The sequence below is a fragment of the Bradyrhizobium iriomotense genome (genome assembly GCF_030160715.1).
Classification (GTDB): Bacteria; Pseudomonadota; Alphaproteobacteria; order Rhizobiales; family Xanthobacteraceae; genus Bradyrhizobium; species Bradyrhizobium iriomotense.
On the sequence record NZ_BSOW01000009.1, the window covers coordinates 227454 to 251071 of the forward strand.

General features: G+C 62.9%; 20 protein-coding genes. 11 read left to right on the forward strand and 9 right to left on the reverse strand.

The features are described from left to right. Positions 1-10: 10 nt before the first annotated feature. The 3 genes from QQL28_RS15295 to QQL28_RS15305 all read right to left on the reverse strand — a co-directional run bounded on the left by QQL28_RS15295 (position 11) and on the right by QQL28_RS15305 (position 3716). Positions 11-1129 (reverse strand): carbohydrate ABC transporter permease, encoded by a 1119-nt coding sequence (locus tag QQL28_RS15295; RefSeq protein WP_284266588.1) that lies wholly within the window; start codon positions 1127-1129, stop codon positions 11-13. 97 nt (positions 1130-1226) lie between these two features. Further along, a complete protein-coding gene (locus tag QQL28_RS15300) occupies positions 1227-2885 on the reverse strand; it encodes a type 2 periplasmic-binding domain-containing protein (RefSeq protein WP_284266590.1) in 1659 nt (552 codons plus the stop codon). Between the two features lie 375 nt (positions 2886-3260). Beyond that, entirely contained in the window at positions 3261-3716 is a 456-nt protein-coding gene (locus QQL28_RS15305; protein ID WP_284266592.1) for an RbsD/FucU family protein, read from the reverse strand. A 98-nt stretch (positions 3717-3814) separates the two neighbouring features. Between QQL28_RS15305 and xylB the strand changes: the two genes are divergently transcribed. The 5 genes from xylB to QQL28_RS15330 all read left to right on the forward strand — a co-directional run bounded on the left by xylB (position 3815) and on the right by QQL28_RS15330 (position 9951). Next, positions 3815-5260, forward strand: a complete 1446-nt coding sequence (gene xylB, locus QQL28_RS15310) for a xylulokinase (RefSeq protein ID WP_284266683.1) — start codon at positions 3815-3817, stop codon at positions 5258-5260. A 140-nt stretch (positions 5261-5400) separates the two neighbouring features. After that, positions 5401-6924, forward strand: a complete 1524-nt coding sequence (locus QQL28_RS15315) for a sugar ABC transporter ATP-binding protein (protein WP_284266594.1) — start codon at positions 5401-5403, stop codon at positions 6922-6924. After that, positions 6917-7951, forward strand: coding sequence for an ABC transporter permease subunit (locus QQL28_RS15320; RefSeq protein WP_284266596.1), 1035 nt, complete (start codon positions 6917-6919; stop codon positions 7949-7951). Before QQL28_RS15315 ends, QQL28_RS15320 begins: the two co-directional genes overlap by 8 nt. A gap of 96 nt (positions 7952-8047) precedes the next feature. Next, positions 8048-8995 (forward strand): ABC transporter substrate-binding protein, encoded by a 948-nt coding sequence (locus QQL28_RS15325; protein WP_284266598.1) that lies wholly within the window; start codon positions 8048-8050, stop codon positions 8993-8995. Positions 8996-9114: 119 nt separating this feature from the next. Next, positions 9115-9951 carry an SDR family oxidoreductase gene (locus QQL28_RS15330; protein WP_284266600.1) on the forward strand — a complete coding sequence of 279 codons (837 nt, stop codon included), beginning with the start codon at positions 9115-9117 and terminating at the stop codon, positions 9949-9951. 1 nt (position 9952) lies between these two features. Here QQL28_RS15330 and QQL28_RS15335 read toward each other — a convergent pair whose 3' ends face one another. Then, a complete protein-coding gene (locus QQL28_RS15335; protein WP_284266602.1) occupies positions 9953-10630 on the reverse strand; it encodes a GNAT family N-acetyltransferase in 678 nt (225 codons plus the stop codon). Between the two features lie 439 nt (positions 10631-11069). On the opposite strand from QQL28_RS15335, the gene QQL28_RS15340 reads away from it, so the two are divergent. The 4 genes from QQL28_RS15340 to QQL28_RS15355 all read left to right on the forward strand — a co-directional run bounded on the left by QQL28_RS15340 (position 11070) and on the right by QQL28_RS15355 (position 15648). Beyond that, complete coding sequence (locus QQL28_RS15340; RefSeq protein WP_284266604.1) at positions 11070-11372, forward strand: DUF485 domain-containing protein; 303 nt, start codon at positions 11070-11072, stop codon at positions 11370-11372. Beyond that, the gene (locus QQL28_RS15345) at positions 11369-13060 is read left to right on the forward strand and encodes a cation acetate symporter (protein ID WP_284266607.1); all 1692 of its coding nucleotides are present in this window, start codon (positions 11369-11371) and stop codon (positions 13058-13060) included. The genes QQL28_RS15340 and QQL28_RS15345 overlap by 4 nt, the downstream gene beginning before the upstream one ends. Before the next feature lie 112 nt (positions 13061-13172). After that, positions 13173-14975, forward strand: a complete 1803-nt coding sequence (locus tag QQL28_RS15350; RefSeq protein WP_284266608.1) for a putative nucleotidyltransferase substrate binding domain-containing protein — start codon at positions 13173-13175, stop codon at positions 14973-14975. Beyond that, positions 14941-15648 (forward strand): 3'-5' exonuclease, encoded by a 708-nt coding sequence (locus QQL28_RS15355; protein WP_284266610.1) that lies wholly within the window; start codon positions 14941-14943, stop codon positions 15646-15648. Before QQL28_RS15350 ends, QQL28_RS15355 begins: the two co-directional genes overlap by 35 nt. 37 nt (positions 15649-15685) lie before the next feature. Here QQL28_RS15355 and QQL28_RS15360 read toward each other — a convergent pair whose 3' ends face one another. Both QQL28_RS15360 and QQL28_RS15365 read right to left on the reverse strand, forming a co-directional pair. Continuing rightward, entirely contained in the window at positions 15686-16429 is a 744-nt protein-coding gene (locus QQL28_RS15360) for a methyltransferase domain-containing protein (RefSeq protein ID WP_284266612.1), read from the reverse strand. Between the two features lie 76 nt (positions 16430-16505). Continuing rightward, positions 16506-17252, reverse strand: a complete 747-nt coding sequence (locus tag QQL28_RS15365) for a C13 family peptidase (RefSeq protein ID WP_284266618.1) — start codon at positions 17250-17252, stop codon at positions 16506-16508. Between the two features lie 191 nt (positions 17253-17443). On the opposite strand from QQL28_RS15365, the gene QQL28_RS15370 reads away from it, so the two are divergent. Together QQL28_RS15370 and QQL28_RS15375 are read left to right on the forward strand one after the other, a co-directional pair. Further along, positions 17444-17698, forward strand: coding sequence for a hypothetical protein (locus tag QQL28_RS15370; protein WP_284266620.1), 255 nt, complete (start codon positions 17444-17446; stop codon positions 17696-17698). Positions 17699-17737: 39 nt separating this feature from the next. Then, positions 17738-18919, forward strand: coding sequence for a radical SAM protein (locus QQL28_RS15375; RefSeq protein WP_284266622.1), 1182 nt, complete (start codon positions 17738-17740; stop codon positions 18917-18919). Between the two features lie 125 nt (positions 18920-19044). Here the strand turns inward: QQL28_RS15375 and QQL28_RS45905 are convergent, their stop codons facing one another. From QQL28_RS45905 to QQL28_RS15390, 3 genes are all read right to left on the reverse strand, one after another. Beyond that, a complete protein-coding gene (locus tag QQL28_RS45905) occupies positions 19045-21003 on the reverse strand; it encodes a caspase family protein (protein ID WP_348522498.1) in 1959 nt (652 codons plus the stop codon). Positions 21004-21192: 189 nt separating this feature from the next. After that, positions 21193-22191, reverse strand: a complete 999-nt coding sequence (locus tag QQL28_RS15385) for an aldo/keto reductase (protein ID WP_284266624.1) — start codon at positions 22189-22191, stop codon at positions 21193-21195. 665 nt (positions 22192-22856) lie between these two features. After that, on the reverse strand, positions 22857-23513 hold the full coding sequence (locus tag QQL28_RS15390) for a phosphoribosylanthranilate isomerase (RefSeq protein WP_284266626.1): 657 nt from the start codon (positions 23511-23513) through the stop codon (positions 22857-22859). Positions 23514-23618: the final 105 nt, after the last annotated feature.

Below are 23618 nucleotides of genomic sequence, written 5' to 3' on the forward strand. Positions count from 1 at the left end.
CTTTTCCGACCTATTCGACCTTCTGCGTCCAGCGCTTCGAGGCGCGCAACATTAGCGTCAGCAGCACGATGATCAGCAGCAGATAGACCATGGCGAGCGCCGTGCCGTATCCGACGTTCGAGCGGTCGCGGTAGACGCGGTAGATGAAGCTGGACACCGTGTCGGTCGCGCCGCCGGGGCCGCCGGCCGTCACGTTGATCACGATGTCGGCGAGCTTCAGCTTGAAGATGATGCGGATGATCAGGACCGTGATGCTGACCGGCAGCATGATCGGGAAGGTGACGTGCCAGAACGACTGCCAGCCGTTCGCGCCGTCGACCTTGGCCGCTTCCTGCACCTCCTTCGGCATCGCTTGCAGACCTGCGAGCAGGATGATCATGATGAAGGGAATCGAGACCCAGGCGTCCATCGCCTGGATGCTGAAGCGCGCCATCCACGGCGAGGCGAAGAATGCCGGGTTGTCCCAGCCGAGATAGCGCGCCAGCGTCGCCGCTGGGCCGAAGCGATATTCCAGCAGTGACTTGCCGATCATCCAGCTCACGGCGACGGGGCTGAGCATCATCGGCAGCAGGAAGACCACGCGGAAGAATTTTCGCGCGCGGATCTCGGCGCTGAGGAGCAGCGCCAGTCCGAACGCGATCGCGTACTCGCCGAGCACCGCGACCGTGTAAAAGACCATGTTGCCGAGCGCATTCCAGTAATAGGTGTCGTTCAGCATGCCCCTGACATTGTCGAAGCCGCTGAAGCGCGGGCCTTCGATCGAGCTGAGATTCCAGTCGAGCGAGGCGATGTAGATTCCGAAGATCGTCGGGAAGATCACGACGGCGACGGTGAAGAACACCGCCGGCAGCAGGAACAGCGCGCGCTGGCCACGCTCGCCGCGGGTCAGAACTTGTCCGACGCCAAATGCAGCGGCCCAGACGAGGTAGGCGATGAGGATCGGTCGCCAATCGGAAAATCCGGCGGTGATCGTGCCCGTCGTGCGCAAGACCTGAATGAGGAGAACGAGCAGGAAGCCTAGCGAAGCCAGCAGAACAAGCGCGCGGCCCACGGCCTTCCTGCTGCCGGGTGCGCGCTTCGCCACCGGCTGGTGGTGCGCATCGTCGCTGATGGGTACGGAATTCTGCATCGAGATGAGCCGCAGTCAGTGCCGGTTCTATCGCCGGGCAAGTTTTCGGCTGGCGCCGGGAGCGCCAGCCGAGGGTAGATGATCTCGCGTGGGCGCGCTACACGCCGAGCGAGGCCTTATAGAGCCCGATCTGCCGCTCGCGGCCGATCTGGTCGGTCAGCTTCTCCCAGGCCGCTGCGATGTTGTTCGCCCCGGCCTGCGCGTCGACCTTGCCGGCGAAGATCTTCGTCAGCTCGTCTTCCGCGATGCTGTAATACTGGAAGATGCCGGGGATGCGCGGCTCGACCGCCCGGTTGGGGTGGTTGTAGGAGGCGAGCTGCGAGTTCAGGTACGAGGTGATGTACTTCTTGTCATAGCCCGCTGCGACCCACTCGTCGAACTGGAAGTGGCTGATCCGGTGAGCCTGGAAGCCCGACGGATACATCACCATCCAGAGCGACAGGTCCTTGCCGCCGAGATGCGCTGCCGCGCTCCAGGCCGCCTTGTGCTTCTTCTCGTCGCCATTGACGCGGGCCATCACATAGACGCCCCAGCCGAGATAGGCGCAGTTCGGCGCATGGTTCGGGCCGCTCGCAAGCTTGTCCCATTGCCCGGTCTTGGAATTGTAGACGTCGTCCGAGCCCGGCAGGATGTCGAAGCCGACGACATCGCCGATCACCGAGGTGTCGCTCGCCTTCGCCACCTGGCCGATGTCGCCCCACCAGGGGATCATCGAGCCGATGCCGGCCAAAAATTGCTGGAAGCCGGTGGTGTTCGGATCGGCGTTGAGCTGATCGGCCGGCTCGAACGGCAGCGCGTCGATCACGTCCTGGATGGCGCGCACCCAGGCCGGATTGTTGATGCGCGGCTTCATCGTGTCGATGTCGAACAGCCAGGCCTTGTCGTCGGGGTGCTTGGCGTAGGCCGAGGCGCGGCTGCCGAGGAAATAGAAGCCGAACCCGCCCCAGGGCTTGGGCGCGTCGAGATAGCCGAACGCGTTCTGATTCTTGATCTTCTTGCCCTTGAGGAATTTCGTCACCGCCTGGACCTGCTGCCAGGTTTTTGGCACGCCCCATTCGCTGGCATTGCCGGCGTCCTTCCAGGCCTTGGCGAGGGCCGGGTCGGAGAACACGTCGGTGCGGTAGTTGAAGTTGTGGCAGTCGCCATCGATGGTGACGCGATAGGTCTTGCCGTTCCAGGTTCCGACCGGCGGCTTCAGATAGTCGACATAGTCATCGATATCGATCTGCTTCTTGACCCAGTCCGGCATCTCCGACGCCAGCCCCTTGCCACAGACGTCGCCTTCGAAGGGCGCACCCATCTCGAGGATGTCGAAGTCGACCGTGCCGGTTGCGATCGCCTGCTGCAAGCGCGGGTTGTAGTCGGCCTGCGCGAGGTCGATCCAGGAGATTTTCGCGCCGGTATAGGCCTCCCATGGCTTGAGGAAGCCACGGAAGAGGAGGTTGTGCAGGTTCTGATTGTTGAGCCCCATGAAGGAGAGCTCGACACCCTTGAACTCGCCCTCCTTGATGCTCGCCTTGGTCGGGCCGAGGCAGAGCTCACCGACCTTCTGCCAGTCGGCATCCGTCGGCGCGCCCTTGCCGACGCCCGGGATTTGCGTGATCTGCGCGCGCAGATTGGCTTGCGCGAGCGCGAGCTCCGAGAACGTGCCGAGCGCGCCGCTCGTGCCCAATGCTGCGGCGCTTGCGGCGCCTTTCAGCACCGAGCGCCGGTTCGGCTGGATTGCTGAAAGCCGATCATGGTCTTGCTGTTTCACCGCGATACCCTCCCTTGTTGACTTTCTTGATGTGAAGTCTGAATCACCGGAGCACATCGAGGACGTGATGCTCGTGGACTTCGGTGTCGTCGTGATGGGGTGACAGAGGTCGCGCCGAGTATGCAACGGCACACATCAAAGTCAACGAATGCACACGGAGTTGAGGCCGCGCGTGCCGTCGGTAACGAGCGAGGAGACAGATTCCTCGCTATACCGCGCTGCAAGATGAATGCGCCGGCGCGATGATGTGCAGCCATCGCCGATGACGAACGCGCCAGTTCCGCGAGCGCGACATCATCTCGATGTCATATTTATGCCGGAGGTCTTAGGCAGCCGTCGCGGTGGCCCGCGCGGGGCCTGCTTGAGGTGTCCACCTCAAGCAGCATCGGGCGGGATGACGCCCTTCTTGAAGATGAAGCAGCCATAGAAGCGCCGCTCCCCCGTCTGGATCACGCAATAAGATTTCTTTGCGAGCTCGTAGAAGGCGAAGCGCTCGACTGATCCGAGTGGAAGCGGGCGGCCCTCCGCCGCGTCGATCTCGGCCTGAACCTCGCGCTGCACCTGCGGAATCTCGTTGGGCTGATCGACAACCTGCATGCGGGACGCCGGCTTGTCGACGAAGCTGTCGAGCGGCAGCACCGAGAGGATCGCGCGTGCGGCCCGGCTTGCGCTGACATTGTCGATGCGCAGGAGCCGTCCCAGTACGGTCTGGCGTGCCACGGAGTCGGCCGGGAAATTGGTGTCGCAGAGCACGAGATCGTCGCCGTGCCCCATGGCGCGCAGCGCATGAAGAACGTCGGCATTCAAAAGAGGATCGATCGATTTCAGCATGCGGCGTCTCCCTTGACGAGATCAGGCTTCTTGGATTGATTGACTATCCGACGTTGCGGCGCCGTCGTCCATATCGACGTCCACGATTTGTAAGGATGATGTATCTCGGCATCGATCTCGGGACCTCGGCGGTCAAGACCGTCCTCGTCGACGACACCCAGCGCGTGGTCGCGAGCGCGAGCCGGTCGCTCGCGACGGCCTCGCCACGTCCCGGCTATTCCGAGCAGGATCCGCAGGCCTGGATCGAGGCGGCGTTTGCGACGCTGGATGAGCTGAAGGCGGACCATCCGCACGAGCTGGCCGCGGTCGAGGGCATCGGCCTGTCCGGCCAGATGCACGGCGCCACGCTGCTCGATGCGAATCTTACGCCACTCCGCCCCTGCATTCTCTGGAATGATGGCCGTTCCGCGGCCGAGTGCCGTCTGCTCGAACAGCGCTGGCCAGCCTTGCGCGCCACGACCGGCAACAAGGCGATGCCCGGCTTCACCGCGCCGAAGCTCTTGTGGATCTCCGCACATGAGCCCGAGATCTTTGTGGCGACGAAGCTGGTGCTGCTGCCGAAGGCCTATTTGCGCCTGATCCTGTCGGGCGAAGCGATCGAGGACGTCTCCGACGCCTCCGGATCGCTATGGCTGGACGTCGCGCGGCGCGACTGGTCGGATGAGGGGCTTGCCGCGACAGGCCTGTCGCGCGCGCACATGCCGCGGCTGGTCGAAGGCTGTGCGCCGGCGGCGCGGCTGACGCGTGAGCTCAGCGAGCGTTGGGGCATGGTGAAACGGCCGATGATCGCGGGCGGCGCCGGAGACAACCCGGCCGGTGCCGTCGGCATCGGTGCGATCCGCCCGGGAACCGCGTTCATCTCGCTGGGGACATCAGGCGCGCTGCTGACGCCCACCGACAGGATTGCCGCGAACCCGGATCGCGTCGTGCACACCTTCGCCCATGCGATCCCCGCAATGTGGATTCAAGCCGGCGCGATCCTCTCGGCCGCGTCCTGCCTCGCCTGGATCGCGCGGCTGCTTGGCGCCCCGGAAGCCGAATTGCTGGCGCCGCTCGGTGCGCGTCCGCAGGCGCCATCGCCGGTCAGCTTCCTGCCTTATCTTGCCGGTGAGCGGACGCCGCATGACGACCCCAATGTGCGCGGCATGCTCGATGGTCTGAGCCATGCCACCGATCGCACGGCGATCGTGCAGGCCGTGCTCGAAGGCGTTGCGTTTGCGCTGGCCGATTGCCGCGACGCGCTCGCCGCCGCCGGCCTTGCCGTCGCGGAGGCCGATGCGATCGGCGGCGGGTCGCGGTCCGCCTTCTGGCTCGCCGTGCTGGCGAATGTGCTGGACATGCCGATCCACCGCTTTGCAGCAGGCGAGACCGGTGCTGCGTTCGGTGCGGCGAGATTGGGGCGGCTTGCTGTCACCGGCGAGGCGATCGCCGCCGTCTGCACGCCGCCGCGGCGCGTCGAGACGTTTGAGCCCGAGCGCGCGCTCGCCGATGCCTATGCCGCGCGGCTTCCAGCGTGGCGCCAACTGTACCGGCCGCGCCACTAGCGCTGCGCCTTTCGCGCGTGCGCCTCCTCGATATTGTCGGTTCGGTATTGCCCTGCGCCGCCGCCTTTTGTTTAATGGCCAAACCGCGCTGACGACGAACGAGACGCGGGTAGGAAACGCATTGTGCGCCGGGAGGCACGATGAACGATCCGATCCTCGAGATGCGCGGGGTCTCCAAATCCTTCTTCGGCATCAAGGCGCTGCGTGCCGTTGACCTCACCGTCTATGCCGGCGAGATCCACGCCCTGATGGGCGAGAACGGCGCCGGCAAATCGACCCTGATGAAAATTTTATCGGGTGCCTATCGCCCCGATCCCGGCGGCGAGATCCGCATCGAGGGCGAGCCGGTGCATATCCACGGGCCCCTCGGCGGCCGCGCGGCCGGCATCTCGATCATCTACCAGGAACTATCCCTGGCCCCCAACCTGGCCGTCGCGGAGAATATTTATCTCGGCCGCGAGGTGTCCCGTTCAGGATTGCTTGCACGCGGCACCATGCGCGAGGGCGTCGGCCCGATCCTGGAGCGGCTCGGCGCGGATTTCACCCCATCGACGCTGGTGACGCATCTGTCGATGGGCCAGCGCCAGCTCGTCGAGATCGCCCGCGCGCTGCATGTGCGTTCGAAAATCCTGATCATGGACGAGCCGACCACCTCGCTGTCGGCCGCCGAGAGCGAGCGGCTGTTCGCGTTGATCCGCCAGCTCCGCGCCGAGGGGCTCGCCATCATCTACATCTCGCACCGCATGGACGAAGTGTACGCGCTCGGCGACCGTGTCACCGTGCTGCGCGACGGTCGGCTGGTCGGCTCGCTCGACAGATCCGACATCCGCGCCGACACCATCGTCCGCATGATGGTCGGGCGCGACGTCTCGTCCTTCTACAAGAAGGATCACGATCCCGAGGCGGGGAGGGGACATCCGGTGCTTGCCGCGATCGACATGTCCGATGGGCATCGCGTCAAGGGCTGCTCGCTCACCGTCCATGCGGGCGAGGTCGTCGGGCTCGCCGGCCTGATCGGCGCGGGCCGCACCGAGCTTGCTCATCTCATCATCGGCGCTGCGCCGAAGATTTCGGGCCGGCTCGAGCTCGAGGGACGGCCGATCGAGATCCGCACGCCCGGCGAGGCGCTGGAGGCCGGCATCGCCTACCTCACCGAGGACCGCAAGGCGCTCGGCCTGTTCCTGGACATGTCGTGCCTGGACAACATCAACCTCGCGGTCTTGGGCCGCGACGCCAAGCTCGGTTGGGTCCTCGATCGCGACAAGGCGCGCGAGCGCGCCGACCGGGCGTTCACGGGCTTGAGCATCCGCGCCGCAAATGCCGGCGTGCCGGCGGGCGGACTCTCGGGCGGAAACCAGCAGAAGGTGCTGCTGTCGCGGCTTCTTGCGATCGCGCCGAAAGTCCTGCTCCTCGATGAGCCGACGCGCGGCGTCGACGTCGGGGCCAAGTCCGAGATCTATTCGATCATCGACAATCTCGCCAAGGCCGGCACCGCGATCCTCGTCATCTCGTCCGATCTGCCGGAGATCATCGGCATCTGCGATCGCGTCATCGTGATGCGGTCCGGGCACATCGAAGGCGAGATCAGGCGAACCGAGACGTCGCCGCTGAACCAGGAGGATATCATGGCGCTAGCCACGGGGACGGAGCATCTCGATGCCTGATGAGGGAACTGCAAAGGCTGTCACGGCCAATGGGCTTGCGGCCGCGCAGGAGACCAAGCGCCAGCGCGTCCGGCTCCTGATCCGCGCCGCCGGCATGCTGCCGGTGCTCCTGCTGCTGTGCGCCGGTTTCCACTTCCTCTCGGATGGCCGCTTTTTCACCGGACAAAATCTCGGCATCGTTCTGCAGCAGGCTGCCGTCAACACCGTGCTCGCGGCGGGCATGACCTTCGTCATCCTCACCGGCGGCATCGACCTGTCGGTCGGCTCGATCCTGGCGGCGTCCGCGATGGCCGGATTGACACTGTCGAAGCTGCCCGAGCTCGGGGCACTGTGGCTGCCCGCATCCGTTCTCACCGGCCTCGGTTTCGGCCTCGTCAACGGCGCGCTGATCGCGCTGCTGCGGCTGCCGCCCTTCATCGTCACGCTCGGCTCGCTCACCGCCGTGCGCGGCCTGGCGCGCCTGCTCGGCGCCGACACCACCGTGTTCAACCCTTCCATTCCCTATGCCTTCATCGGCAATGGCTCGCTTACCCTCATTCCCGGCGTGGTCTCGATTCCCTGGCTGTCGGTGATCGCGCTGCTCGTGATCCTCGTGTCCTGGCTGGTGCTGCGCCGGACCGTGCTCGGCGTTCACATCTACGCGGTCGGCGGCAATGAGAGCGCGGCGCGGCTCGCCGGCATCAAGGTCTGGGCGGTGCTGATCTTCGTCTACGGCGTGTCGGGACTGTTTGCCGGCCTCGGCGGTGCGATGCAGGCGGCACGGCTCTACGCGGCCAACGGATTGCAGCTCGGTCAAAGCTACGAGCTCGATGCGATCACCGCCGTGATCCTGGGCGGCACGTCCTTCGTCGGCGGTATCGGCTCGATCTGGGGAACGCTGGTCGGCGCGCTGATCATCGCCGTGCTGTCGAACGGCCTCATTCTCGTCGGCGTGTCCGACATCTGGCAATACGTCATCAAGGGCCTGGTGATCATCGGCGCCGTCGCGCTCGATCGCTACCGCCTGCAAGGCTCGGCGCGCACCTAACCGGTTGCGCGAAGATACAGCCACTCGCGCTGTGGGACTCCGTTGCGGCAACTGGTCTGTCGCGCCGGACATCAAATCAGACCAGGGAGGAAGCCAATGTTGAAGACGATTTCGCTTACCAGCGCCGCCGTGGCGCTTGCCCTAGGCTCCGCGCCGCTGCAGGCGAAGGAGCTCAAATCCATCGGCGTCTCGCTCGGTTCACTCGGCAACCCGTTCTTCGTCGCGCTGTCGAAGGGCGCCGAGTTCGAGGCCAAGAAGACCAACCCCAACGTGAAGGTTACGACCGTCGGCTTCGAATACGATCTGGGCAAGCAGGTGACCCAGATCGACAACTTCATCGCCGCCGGCGTCGACCTGATCCTCCTGAACCCCGGCGATCCCAAGGCGATCGGCCCGGCGATCAAGAAGGCCCAGGCCGCCGGCATCATCGTCGTCGCGGTCGATACCGCCGCCGAAGGCGCCGATGCCACGGTGACCACGAACAACGTCCAGGCCGGCGAGATCTCCTGTCAGTACATCGTCGACAAGTTAGGGGGTAAAGGCGACGTGATCATCGAGAACGGCCCGCAGGTCTCCGCGGTCATCGATCGTGTGAACGGCTGCAAGAGCGTGTTCGGCAAGAACCCCGGCATCAAGGTCCTCTCCAGTGACCAGGACGGCAAGGGCTCGCGCGAGGGCGGCCTCACGGTGGCGCAGGGCTACCTGACGCGCTTCCCCAAGATCGACGCCATCTTCGCCATCAACGATCCGCAGGCGATCGGCACTGATCTTGCGGCACGCCAGCAGAGCCGCTCCGGCATCGTCATCACCGCGGTCGACGGCGCCCCCGACATCGAGGCCGCGCTGAAAGACCCGCAGTCGCCGCAGATCCAGGCCTCGGCCTCGCAGGATCCGTTCTTCATGGCGCGCCGCGCCGTGCAGGTCGGTGTCGGCATCCTGGGCGGGCAGAAGCCAGCCTCGACCGTCGAGCTGCTGCCCTCGAAGCTCGTGACGCGCGACAACGTCGCCGAGTACAAGGGCTGGACCTCGGACCGCTCGCAGTAAGCGGCCTTGCGTTTGCCGGCGCCGCCCCTTGCGGGCGGCGCTGGAACGCTGCAAGACGGTGGGCGTTTGTGACCGACGGCTCGTGCCGTTCGACATATCCCCCAAGAGTGGCACCGCCTATGCAGCATTCCGATCGATCGACCTCCTTCGCATCCCGCCTCGTCGGGCAATACGCACTCGTGACCGGCGCGTCCCAAGGGATCGGGCGCGCAATCGCCATTCGCTTCGCGCAGGAAGGGGCGATCGTCGCCATCAATTACCTGGAGCACCGTGCGGATGCCGAGCAAACGCTCGCAATGGCGCAGGCCGCCTCGCGCGACCGCGGGCATGGTGATCGGGACCATCTCGTCGTTCAGGCCAATGTCGGCGTCGAGGTCGACATCGCGCGAATGTTCGAGACGATCTTGTCGCGCTGGCCGCGGCTCGATTGCCTCGTCAACAATGCCGGCTTCCAGAAGGAATCGCCGAGCGAGGCGCTCGACGTCGAGGCCTATCGGCGCATCATCGACGTCAATCTCGGCGGCGCCGTGCTCTGCGCGCAGAAGGCGCTGGCGCATTTCGTGAGCCGCGGAGGCGGCGGCACGATCGTCAATTGCTCGAGCGTGCACCAGATTGTCCCGAAGCCCGGCTATCTCGCTTATTCGATCAGCAAGGGCGGCATGGCGAACCTGACGCGCACGCTGGCGCTCGAATTTGCCGGTCGCGGCATTCGCGTCAACGCCGTGGGACCGGGCGCGATCGACACGCCGATCAACGCGGCCTGGACGGGGGATGCGAAGAAACGCGCGGGGGTCGAAAGCCACATCCCGCTCGGCCGGGTCGGAACGGCCGAAGAGATCGCAGCGGTGTTCGCCTTCCTCGCCTCGGACGAGGCGAGCTACATCACCGGCCAGACCATCTATGCCTGCGGCGGCATCACGCTGTTCGGCGAATTCCGCGAGAACTGGGCGAGCTAGGCTAACCGGTCGGCATTTCGAGTCTTTCGATCTGTTGGCCGGCGTCGTCAAAATTTTCTTGGGAAAGCCATTGATCTAGGGCCGCTTTACGTTGGGGCCACTCGTCCTTCAGCATAGAGAACCATGCCACATCGCGCTGCCAGCCATCCACGACTGCTGCTCGTCGCCATGTTCCCTCATAGGTGAATCCAAGATTTTTGGCAGCGTTGAAGGATTTTGCATTCTGTGCCTGACAGCGCCAAACCAATCGTTCATAGCCAAGATCATCCATCGCGTGGCACATCAGCAAGTAAATTGCTTCTCGTGCAGCTCGCGTTCCCTGGAGCGTAGGCGAGAACCAAATGCTGCCAATCTCGATACTGCCGTCCTTGTTGTATACGTCACATATCGAAAGCCAACCCTGTGGCCTCCGTCCCTTCGGCATCACAACCCAAAATGGTTGATCCGGGCGCTTGGAGAGATCAGCAAGCGTGCTTCGGAGTTTTTCGATATCGGTAAAGGGACCGTAGCGCAGGTAAGTGAAGCTCTCAGGCGCGGCGTCGGCGAAAGGCCAGAGATCAGCCAGATGATTTTCCGACAATAGCTCCAGGTCCACGTAGCGGCCGGAATGGGGCTTCCTGATCGGCAAAGGCCAGTTGGTTTTGGGAACTGGCCTACCCAAGTCTCGTTCAATTGCCATTCAGTGCACCAAGCAAGATGTCGCGCGATTGCTCGCCGAGCGCTAGAAATCTTCTGCAAAAACGCGGCAACGCTGCTTGCTGATCCATCAGGGCATGTCGCTTTGACCAGCTTAAAGAGCCTCGACCAGGTAGTCCAGCGATGTCGGCAATGGGCAAAGCGGACGTCGCGCTCTCCGGAGCTCTGTAGGAGCCGGAAGCTGGTCCAGAGGACGCCGCTTCAAGCTCGCCGCTTGACCGAGCGCACGACGGGTTGGCCGGCTTGCGCCGACACGAGGCCGTCCTCGTCCCGGCGTTCCACCTGACTTGTCCGAGACATAAGTCGCAGATCAACCCGCTTTTGATCTGGATCATGGAGGCCGGTCCGCCAGCGATACAGTGTAGGCGGGGCCCACCAAGTATGGGGCCGTCTCAACGGGAAGAACTCCAGGGATCATTGATGTGAGCAACCTCGCAAGGATTGAACGCGATCCGAACTACCAGGAGCTCGTGCGCCGACGTTCGTCGCTGGGCTGGATGCTGTCGCTGATCATGCTTGTCGTCTATTTCGGCTTCATCCTGCTGGTAGCCTATGCACCCAAGTTCCTGGGCATTCCGCTCGGCAGCGGCGTGACGACGATCGGCATTCCGATCGGATTGTCCGTCATCGTGCTCGCCTTTGTGCTGACGGGCCTTTACGTGCGCCAGGCGAATTCCAGCTACGACGTACTCGTTCGCAAGATCGTCGAGGAGAACCGCTCATGAAGAAGTTCTCCTGGTTAGTGGTGGTGCTGCTCGCAGGCATGCCCACCCTCGCACTCGCCGCGGGCACCATCGATGGCGGCTCCAAGCAGGCGACCAACTGGTCGGCGATCGGCATGTTCATAGGCTTCGTCGCCTTGACGCTCGTCATCACCTATTGGGCCGCAAAACGGACCGCGTCGGCTGCGGACTTCTATTCGGCCGGCGGGGGAATCACCGGCTTCCAGAACGGCCTTGCGATCGCCGGGGACTACATGTCTGCGGCCTCCTTTCTCGGCATCTCGGGCCTGGTCTACACGTCCGGCTACGATGGCCTGATCTATTCGGTCGGCTGGCTCGTGGGTTGGCCGATCGTTACGTTTCTGATCGCCGAGCAGCTGCGCAACCTTGGCAAGTTCACCTTCGCCGACGTCACGTCGTTCCGGCTCGGGCAAACCGACATCCGCATCCTGGCGGCGTGCGGTTCGCTGGTGACCGTTGCGTTCTATCTGATTGCCCAGATGGTCGGGGCCGGGAAGCTGATCCAGCTGCTGTTCGGCCTCGATTACTGGATCGCGGTCGTCCTGGTCGGCGGCCTGATGATGATCTACGTGACCTTCGGGGGAATGAAGGCAACGACCTGGGTGCAGATCATCAAGGCCGTGTTGCTGCTCTCGGGCGCGACGTTCATGGCCGGAGCGGTTCTCTACAAGTTCGGATTTAGTCCGGAAGCATTGTTCGCCAAGGCAACCGAGGTGCATCCCAAGAAGATCGCGATCATGGAGCCGGGCAGCCTCATTTCCAATCCGCTGTCGGCGATCTCGCTTGGCCTGGCGCTGATGTTTGGAACGGCGGGCCTGCCGCATATCCTGATGCGCTTCTTCACGGTGAAGGACGCTCAAGCCGCCCGCAAGTCGGTGTTCTACGCCACGGGCTTCATCGGCTATTTCTACATTCTGACCTTTATCATCGGCTTTGGCGCGATCACGCTGGTTTCCACCGATGCGGCGTTCCTCGACGGCGCCATCCTGGAGAAGACCAAGAGCGGGATCGCGGCGATCAAGGGCGGCTCCAACATGGCCGCCATTCATCTCGCGAACGCTGTCGGCGGCAACCTGTTCCTGGGCTTCATCTCGGCCGTTGCCTTCGCCACCATCCTGGCCGTGGTGTCCGGATTGGCCTTGGCCGGAGCGTCATCCATCAGCCACGACCTCTATAGCATGGTGATCAAGGGAGGGACGGCCAATGAGCAGGACGAGATCCGCGTCTCGAAGATTGCGACGCTGGTCCTGGGCGTGCTCGCGATCTTCCTGGGCATCGTGTTCGAGAACCAGAACGTCGCGTTCATGGTCGGCCTCGCATTCGCCATCGCCGCCTCCTGCAATTTTCCCGTGCTCGTGATGTCGATCTTCTGGCGAGGCCTGACGACGCGGGGGGCGCTGATCGGCGGTTTCCTTGGCCTCGTCAGCGCCGTGGTCGGCGTGGTGCTTTCGCCAGCCGTGTGGGAAGTGACGCTGGGCTATGCCAAGGGCTCGGCGCCGATCAAGCTGGACAATCCGGCCCTGTTCTCGATGGCGCTCGCCTTTGCCGGCATCTGGCTGTTCTCGGTCCTCGATCGCAGCAAGCGCGCCGCTGTCGACCGCGAGGGCTTTGACGCGCAATATATCCGGAGCCAGACCGGTATCGGAGCGGCTGCCGCAACGACGCACTAGAACCGGGTTTGCGGAACACGGCTTTGGCACCGGCCGGGTCGATGGACCAGCCGGTGCCTTGCTTCATTGTCGCCGTCCGGTCCTGGATCGTCCACGTCTTCGGAACGCCGAGATGCCCAAGGCATTCGACATCAGCAACCCGCCGTTCGATCGTCTGGCGTCGAACGAAGCCGAAACGCTACGGGCCTCGCTCGATGTCGCCTACTTCCGTCCGGGCGAAGCAATCATCGGCAGGGATGCTCCGGTGGATGCTCTCTATGTCGTCATCAAGGGCACGGTCGAGGAGCGGGATGAGGCCGGTCTGCTCGCCCTGCTCGGTCCAAAGGACACCTTCGACAGCCGTGCGCTTGTCCACGATCAGAGCGGGCATGCATTTGTCGCCCGCGACGAGACGCTTTGCTACCTGATCCCCAGGAAGACCGCCCTTGCGCTGATCAAGGCGAATGCGCGCTTTGCCGCGTTCTTCTACCGCGAAATTTCGCAGAAGCTGGATGAGCTTGCAAACGATGAGGAGGCCAGGCGCTACGGCTCGCTCATGAACGCAAAGGTCAGCGAACTGTTCCTGCATGCGCCGTCGTTTATTGCCGCAAGCGACACGATCGAGGCCGCCGGTCACCGGATGCGCGAGATCGGCAGCAATGCACTGTTCGTCCGCGACGGTGAGCGGATCGGCATCGTCACCGGAATGAATCTGTCCAAGGCGGTGGTGTTGCGGCGTCAGTCGATCCAGACGCCGGTACGGGAGCTGGCGAATTTCGACATCGTGTCCGTGCGGCCCGACGATTTCGTCTCCTCGGCTCTCCTGCTCATGACGAAACACAACAAGCGGCGCCTCGCAGTTCACGATGGCGAACGGTTCGTCGGTATCCTTGAGGAAATCGACCTCCTGGGCTTTCTGGCAGGGAGCGCTCAGGTCATTGCCGGCCGCATCGATCGGGCATCAAGCGAGCAGGATCTGGCGATTGCTGCGCGCCAGATCGAAGCGCAAGTACGGTTGCTCCGGCGGCAGGGCGTCAAGGTGGAGGTGATTGCAGAGATCGTCTGCGACCTCAACCGGCGCCTGATGTCCCGGCTGTTCGAGATGGTCGCACCGGCCGAGTTGCGCACCAGCAGTTGCCTGATCGCGATGGGAAGTGAAGGGCGCGGCGAGCAGACCGTGCGCACCGACCAGGACAATGGCCTCATCCTCGAAGGCCCGATCGAAAGCGATGCGCTGGAATTGTTCCGGAACGAATTCTCGGGTGCCCTGGAGCGTTTCGGCTTTCCGCCCTGTCCCGGCAACATCATGGTGAGCAATCCGGCATGGTCCAAGCCGCTCTCGGACTATCTTGCGGATTTCCGCCGCTGGATCGCGATCCCCGACCAGGCCGCGCATATGAACGTGGCCATCATCTATGACGCGCAAGCGTTTGCCGGCAACGACCAATTGCTGGGCAAGGCTAAGACGGCGTTGATCGACCTGATCCGGGGCGAGCAGGCGTTCCTGGCGCATTTCGCGCGCGCCATCGACGCCTTCGAAACGCCGATCGGCCTCTTCAACAACCTCATCACATCCGAGGGCAGCGGAGACGCGCTTGACCTCAAGAAGGGCGGCATCTTTCCCATCGTCCACGGCGTTCGCAGTCTGGCCCTGGAGCAGGGCCTGCGCGAGACGTCCACCGACAAGCGGATATCGCGACTCTGCGATCTCGGAGTATTGCGGACCGACTTTGGTCGCGACTTGAAGCAGGCTTTCCGATTCATGCTGATGCTGCGGATCGACGGACAACTGGCCGCGTCCGCCGGCACGTCGGGCACTCTGGTCAGGCCGGCGCATTTGTCGAGCATGGAACGTCATCTGCTGCGCGATGCGCTCCAGGTGGTGAAACAGTTTCGCGACATTGTCCGTCACCACTTCAAGCTCGGCATGTTCTAAAATGCTGCCCCGTGTTCTCAAGCGATTGCTTCACCAGGCGACCCTGAGCAATCAGTCGTTCCGGTTCATGTTCGATCGTCCGCCGGACGACGACGTCGTCGTCATCGATTGCGAGACGACCGGTCTCAACGTGCGGACGGACGACGTTGTCACCATTGCCGCAATCAAGATCCGCGGCAATCGGATCTTGACCAGCGAGCATTTCGAAGCGGTCGTACACCCCGACAGCGAGATGGGGGCGGAAGCAATCAAGATCCACCGCCTGCGTCAATCCGACGTGGAAGCGGCGCCGATCGTATGGAAGGTGCTGCCGAGCTTTCTGCGATTCATCGGCGCGCGCCCCCTGATCGGCTATTATGTCGACTTCGACATCGCCATGCTGGACAAGTACATCCTTCCGCTGGTGGGTATCGAGCTGCCGAACGAGCGCATCGAAATTTCACGGCTTTACTACGAGCGCAAATATGGCGACGCGCCCCCCAACACGTCCATCGATCTCTCCTTCGCTGCGATCCTCCGGGACCTGGATATTCCCGCCCTTGCGCAGCATGATGCGTTCGACGATGCGTTGATGACTGCGATGATGTTCGTCCAGCTGCGCGATCTGGCCGAACGCGGCGTGCGCATTGCGCGGCAACGCACCAGCCCGGTTTTCAATCCAACCGGCGCATGATCGAGGTCCAGGACGGGCTGCCGGCCTCCATCAGATTTCAGCGCGTGCCGGGACGATCCCCACAGGCAACGATGTCCCAGGGGGATTTTCGATCCGCTACCTCCGGCGGGGAGAACACCGCGAGGTATCCGCCGTCCCCTGCGAGCTTGTATGTGGCCACCGCGCGATAGCCGACGGCGGCCAGTTCGCAGCGCAAGAGCTCAATTGGCGTGCCGTGCTTCTGCGTCGGAAGCTCAAGGTCGACAATTCCGACCCGCGCACCCGGCTTCAATGCAGGCGTGAGGTTGTAGAGGAAGGCATAGGGATCGGCTATCTCGTGATACATGTGCACAAGGATTGCGGCATCGAGCGACGAAGCGGGCAGGCGTGGGTCGTGCGGTTCACCAAGCGCAAATCTGACGTTCGTCAATTTCAGAAGTTCCGTTCTCCTGGCGAGCTCGATGAGGTAATCCCGCCTGACGTCCTGGGCGACTACGGAGCCGGCGGGCCCGACGAGGTACGAAAGCCTGACCGTGTGGTAGCCACTGCCCGCGCCAATGTCGCCGACCGTCATGCCCTGCTTCAATTCAAGGAGATGCGCGATTTGACCGGTCTCATCCAGGGCGTCGCGATGCTCTTCACCCGAGCGGCGTGGGCTGACAATCCGTGCAACGGGGCGCCGGGGTGAGGGAAACTCTTTTGCGGCGACTCCGGCAGCAGCCAGATAATCAATGTCGGCGGCGCATGCGCGAGTCGCGGCAAACGCCACAAGTAGCGTCGCTGCACGGGCGAGTGCGATCACGGGCCCTGATGCCAACCGCGATCGTAGACGCGTACGCTTCCGGCGCGCAGGCATTGGCCGCGAACATGAAGCTCGCTCAGGGACGCGCAATGAGCAGCGGCTCCACATTCGCGCCACCTGCGATGAGAGGATTGGACGGTTCGAAGCGCTCGCTCAACTCTCGCTTTCTGACGAGTGCGCGCGCAATGACAAAGGCGTCCTTGAGGCTTTTGGCTTGCCGGAGCGCGACATTGAAGAAGGCATCACCAAAATAGGTCCATTTGGCCTTGTCCTGGCAGCCGAACGACGAATGCTCGGCGTCTGCCGCGGTGATGACGAGTACATCGGGGCTCGCGAGGCGAGGGATGAAGACACCCGAATAGCAGGCCGAGATGACCACCACCTTGTGCCGCACGCCCGTCCGCGCCAGCATTTCGGCAAGAGTGGAGGGGGTGAGTGTTTGCATGAGCCGTCCCGCCTTGACGGCAAGCCCGTCAGGGGAGCCGTGGGAGGTGAGAATCAAGAACAGAACATCGTTCTCAGTGTCCAGGCCATTCGCGGCCGCCAGCAACGACTTGGCGAGCGCCTGGATCGTTGCACCTCCGCCAGTCCTGGAGTTGTACCGCACATCGATGGAGCCAGTTCCGAAACGGCCCGCTACGATCTCGGCTGCCCCGGTCGCCTCGCGTCTGAACACGCCTTGATCGCCGTAAAGTCCGAAGGACACCACGCTCACTTTGCGCCCATCCTCAGCGGCATGCACGGAGGAAACCGACGGCAAGCCGATCAAGACAAACGCGATCAGCAACACACCAAGCCACCTGCACCAAGCTTTTGAGGTCATGAAGAATCTCGTTCTGTGATCGCAGCCACACTATAGCAGCGCGATGCGGTTATTGCGGAACCACTTGAGATCGGACCGCAGATACATTGCCGCGGCAGCCGAAAACATATATGGTTTGGGAACGCTCAGCCGGTTGTTCGCGCCGGTGTTTCGTTTGACCTTTGAGTTGCGTCGCGAAAAGGAGCACGACCATGTCGATTGTGACGGTGAAGGTCCTGGCGAGCCTCTTGCAGCTGCACGGGCCGGGCGCGACGATCCAGAGCGATCATCAGGGCATCAACGCGCTGCTGGGCGATCTGCGCGGGCAAGGTACCGGAGAAGTCACGGAAGTCGCTTTCAGACGAGGCGGTTTTGCCAAAGGGGCGAATGCTGGCGCCTTTCGCCGGGCCGGATACGCTCCGGGAGTTGGCGCGTTCCGCAAAGGGGCGTTTGTCCGAGGGTACTAGGACCAGTCGCAGCTTCCTTTAGTCCATCTCGGTATAGGCATGCCGGCTGACGATCCAGATCCTGCCGCCTTCCAAAACCAGCCGATCTCGCAGCTGCTTGTCAAGGTTGCAACGAGATGCAACATCGATTGCTCCTATTGCTACTGGTTCCGCGACGCGGCCGTTTATGACAAGCCGAAGCTCATGGGCGCCGAGGTGCTGGATCGGCTGCTGCAGCGCATAGAGGAGCACGTCGCCAAACACTCCCTGGTCGATTTCCCGATCATTCTGCATGGCGGAGAGCCGTTGCTGTGGGGTGTCGAGAATTTCCACCGCATGGCCGAAGCTTGCGAAGGCATATCGTCACGGACCGGCTGCGAACTACCCATCGCCGTGACCACCAACGGCGTGTTGATTGATGATGACTGGCTGAATTGCTTCGAGGCCCACGACATCTCGGTCGCAATCAGCCTGGATGGGCCGGCGCACATTCACGACGTTCATCGCCGAACGTTTCAGGGCACTGGCACGCACGCCGCGGTGGAGCGGGCCGCTCGCATGCTGGCATCACGCGACATCGGAACAATCGCTCTCGCAGTTTGCAATCCCGGTTACCCGCCGACAGACTATGTCGAGTTTTTCGCCGCGTGCGGAATTGCAAATTACGACATCATGATCCCGGATGCGACGGTGGATGAGCATCCGCCATCCATTGCCGCGTTCTACAACGGCCTGTTCAACCTCTGGCTCGAGGCCAACCGCGGCAAGCCAACGGTCAATATACGAATCATTTCTGACATGATCACCGCTCTGCTTGGCAGCAATTCGCCGACCGAGGGTGTGGGCTACAAACCGGTTGAACTTTGTACCATCATGACCGACGGTTCCGTGGAGGCCCACGATGTCCTGCGGATTGCGGGCGACGGCTTCACGCGAACGACCTTCAACATTTTCGAGCATGCGATCGACGAGGTGAGGAACGAGCCGCGCTGGAAAGCCGCGCGTGATGCTTCAATCAAGCTCTGCGACAAGTGCCGGCAGTGCAAGTTCATGGGCGCTTGTGGCGGCGGCTATCTTCCGCACCGTTTTTCCAAGAAGAACGGTTACGACAATCCGTCAGTCTATTGCGACGATCTCTATTCGATGTTCGAGAACATGCAATCCGTCCTGGAGAGCCACCTTTACGTCGCCAAGCCGGGCGGGGAACGCCTCAACGTTCGGGACGCGTTGCAGCGGGCCTAGAGCATGATCCGGAAAAGTGCGAAGCGGCTTTCCCTCGCGACAAACGCGGAAACGCGTTTGCGCGGAGATCATGCGCAAACAATAACCTAAAGCGCGATGACGATTCATCCCAATCTCATCGCGCTTTAGCGGCGCTGGCGCGCAATCGCATCAGAGTCGACGACGATGCTATCGTTGATCGCGATGATACGGCATGTCGCCTGGACCAGGAATCCGCAACGTTCAAGTGCCAGGCGTGCGGACTCAGTCTCGGATTTCAGTTGCCCGCCATATGCATATCCATAGTAGCCGCCCTCTCCCACGGCTATGGCCTTTGGGCCGGAAGCCGGAGAATAGAACTTCTCGACATACGTCCGCGCCTTCTCGGAAAAGACGGGGTCGGTGACGACCAGCGGCTTCTCGCCTGCGTGGTTGAACCAGGGGGCCGGCGGAACGTCCAGGGGAGCCTCCTTCCAGACCACCTTGCCGTCGACGGCATAGACGAAACACATTGTCTGGCTTGCCCCCAGGCACGCGCCGAGGACGCGCGTCCGTGCCTCCTCTGCGCCGCCGCGCCCCCATGTCGTCCAGAAACCGCCTGATAAGGAAATGGCGAGCGCAGTATGACCGGGCCGGGCCTTCAGCTCCTGCTCGATCTGCTCGCGGCAATGATCGCAGACGAATGGAATTTCGCTTGACCGGAATTGTGGTCCCGTCAGCGCGTAGTCGGGCCCGGTCACGCTTTGCGATAGTGGCCTTGCGGGGATCGAGCGAGGCACGGAATCCAGGAGGTTGCGGTTGACGACCAGGGAATCGGCAATTGCGACCACGCGGCACGGCGAATGGGTGATGTAGCCGCATCTCTGCAATACGACGCGAGCGGCCTCGTTGTCGGAATCCGCCCGTCCGGTCAGGGTCCATTGCCAGTCCGGCCCGACGGCGAGAGCCTTGCCGTGAAACTCGCGATACAGCCGGGCGACCCTCTCCCGATCGGTCGCATGAATCGCGCCGACGTCCTGGACGTTGAAGGGGCGGGCTGCGCCGGAGCTCGATGAAAACCAGGGTTCGATCGGAAGGGGCGGCGGTGGTTCGTCCCAGGTGATCCGGCCATCGATGGCATAGACGAAGCAACCCTGCCGATTGGCGCTCAAACATTGAGCCAGCGCGCCGGCGCGAGCCTCAAGGGCGGCGCGTTGTGCCGTCGACCAGTAGGATCCCCCGTCAAGCGACAGCACCAGGGCGGAATGCAATGGCTTGCCTGCGAACCCGGCCTTGATCCGCTCGCGGCATTGATCGCATAGAAAGGGGACCTCGTCGGCATTGAAGGGCGTGCCAAGCAACGTTCGCGACAAGCCGGACTGCTGAGGAGCCGAGGAGATCTCCACCTTCCCACGCAGATAAAACTCTCCGATGATCGACAAGGAAAGCTCGGGCAATTGGCTGTGCTTGGTCGACTCGTAGACGTCGGAACTGATCCTGCGGAATATGATCCCGATCTCCTCCGGCGCCTTGATGTTCTCGAGAAACGCCGCGGTGTAGGGACTGTTGCGGCCATTGCCGTCCTCCGCGGTCTGTCCGGCCTGGGTGGCGTAGGCGACGATCATGCCTTGCGCGTTGTCCAGCTTCGCCAGTCCCCGCTGAAGGGGAACGGCGCGGCTGGCGCCGAGCGAGCGCCTTAGTTCATTGGCGAACGGGTTGTCGCGGCAGGCGTCAAGCACCAGAATTCGCAGGTTCTTGGCTTGTTGCAGGTCGGCGACGATATCGTCGAGGCGCACCAGGCGTCGCAGGTCCGCTACGTCAGTCAGTTGCGCGTCGATCGGGGCCAGGTAGTTGACCCCGCCGAACTGAAGGGCATGGCCGCTGTAATATAACATCGCAATGTCGGCGTTTCGCGCCGCGCGCGCGAAGCGAATCGCAGCCTCGTCCATGGCGGCACGATCGAGGTCGATCGCCACGATTGTCTCGAACCCGACGAGCTTGAGTGCGGCAGCAACATCAGCGGCGTCGTTTGCAGGGTTGGTCAACCGCGGGACATTGCGATAGGCGCCGTTTCCGATGACCAGGGCCACCCTCGTATCGGCAAGGCACCCGTCGGTGATCGTCATAAGCAAGAGCGGAAAAAGACTTAAAAGAAGCGCCGAAAGGGACGACCGGATTTTCACCCGTACCTCCTGCCGAAAGCAACGCTTCAATAAGAATGCGATATGGGTCGAAAGGCAAATTGATCTTTGGCGCGGTCCGTTGGCCACTCTCGGTTCAGCGACCGAGCGACTTAACCCGTAGTCTGCGCCCAATCATCGTGCTTCGCCAGAGAAAGTCTGTCGCAGGGCTGACAGCCGATCGTATGCAGCTTGCGGCAAGGGGCCTTTTTGGACCGCGGCGAGGGCGTCCTCGAACTGTTGCGGGCTCGCCATGCCGACCAGGATTGTGCCCATTGCCGGGTGTGACAGCGCAAACCGCGTGGCGGCTTCGGTGAGGGTGGTGGCGAATCCCTCACTCACGAGCGGGATGAGACGGCGCGCGCGATCGACGTCGGCTTGGTAGCTCATCGCCGAACCAATCGGCTCGGGCGCCGCACCCGCAATCGGGTGACGCTCGGCCGAGCCCGACAGCGCACCGCCGGCGAGCACGCGGATACCCACGACGCCAACGCCGGCTGACCTGGTATGATCGAATAATCGCCCATAGTCCTGCGCCGGATAGTTCGTCGGCAAATCCTCGGCGGCGGATGGATTGAGCATGTTGTACACGATCTGCGCGCTGTCGAAGGCGTGTGCATCGATCACTCGTTGCAGCGCCGACGTGTCGCCGAGTGCCGTCATTCCAAGGAAACGAATCTTCCCCTGCTGGCGCAGGCGCTCGAACGTCGGGACCACTTCGCCGAGCACCTGTCCGACGCTCAGCGCCGATCCGCCTCCCGTCTCGGAAATCTGGTTGTGCAAATGAAAGATATCGGCGTGGTCGACGCGTAGACGCGTCAGACTTCCTTCGAGCGACGTCGTCAGGGCATCGGCTATGCGGCCGAACTCGTCGGGCAGCACCCGGACCTTGGTGCCGATGATCACGCTGGCCGGCTTCAGCCTGTGCAATACGCGGCCAAGATTTTCTTCCGAGGCGCCATTGCCGTACTGCACCGCGGTGTCGAAATAGTTCACGCCGGCGGCGATTGCCCGCGCGATGGTTCGCTCCTGGTCGGCAGGTTCGCCGCGGACCATGAGTCCACCGACCGCGCCGCAGCCAAAGCCCAGCACCGAGAGCTGTAGTCCAGTGCGCCCAAAGACCCGAGTCTGCATCGCTGTTTCTCCGATGAGCCTGCACGATAGTCCAAGGACACGCCGGAATTGCGCCAAGCTGATGACGCGGCGGTAAGCGCCGGCGCGCATTGAATCGGTGTGCGCTTGAAATGCACAGCTCTCGCGATGAGCAGCTAGTTCTTTGGGACTAGTCGTTTATCTCTAGCTCTCATGTCCGGCTTGGCGTCGCCGACGCGCAATGGGACCGTTCAATCCTGGCGCGATCGTATTGGAAGCGCACCCAAGTAGGAGTCAACGACAATGACTTTCCGAGCGTTCTGTCTTTCATTCCTTGCCGTAAGTGCGTTGGTCGGCGTCGCGCATGCCGACAACGCCGCGAACACCTCTTCGCCGATCATCATCGGTCCGCTGCCTCCGGTGCACGTCGGCCCGCCGCCGCAGCCGTGGCCATTGCCGTGGCCGCTGCCGCAAATCCCTGTTCCGGTGCCGGTCCATCCGTGGCCGCCCATTCCGATACCACAGCCGACCCCGGTGCCGATTGTTCCTGGTCAGGGGTGCGTTCCAGCGCCGGGCATGGCTTGCCCGCTCTGAGGCAGACGACGTCCGCTCGCGCCTGATCCCTCACCCTCAGAGCCCCGGCGGGGAGGGCAGGCGCGAAGCGGCGTCCGGTCTGAAGGAGTAAGCGAAGGGACGAGGAGAGCGCTCTAACCGCTCGTCGCAGCGCGATAGAAGGCTTCCACCTTCGCCAGGTCTTTCGCGTGAGTGACCTCCTGATCGGTTCTGGTTTTGGAATCGACACCGGCAGGTCGCACCGACCGAATGGCTTCCTTGACGTTGTCTGGTCCGAGGCCACCAGCCAGTATGACCGGGGTGCGAACACTCGCCACGATCCTTCGACTGATGCTCCAGTCATGCGTCACGCCCTGCGCGCCGATTTGCGCATCACCTGCGCGATGACTGTCGAGCAGGATCCAGTCGACAACTCCATCATATGCTTGCGCCAAACCTACCGCCTCAGGTCCCGTGACTGCTACGCTCCGCATGAATTTGCTCCTTGGCAGAGACTTTCGCAGTGCCACGACGAGATCTGGCGTAAGCAATTCGCTCGATGCGCCAAGATGGACGATGGGCGGATCAAGCTCCCGCGCCATCCGTTCGATGACCGCGACATCCGACGAGAGAAACAGCGCGGAAACTACCGACGGCGCCCGGACCATCCTCATAACGGCTGACGCCTTCTGAACCGGAAGCTCCCGCGGGAAGGTGCCATCGCCGACGAGCACGCCGATGTGATCCACGCCGATTGCCGATATCGCCTCGGCTTCCGTAGGCGTCGCCACTTCGTAAATTTGCGTGAGCATTGTCTTGCACCCGCGCTGCCAGCCGTACTCGGTTGAATAGACAGGATGGCCCGGTCTTGGGTCAATCTCGGTTTTTTGGTCAGAATGCGACTTGGCTCCGAACTT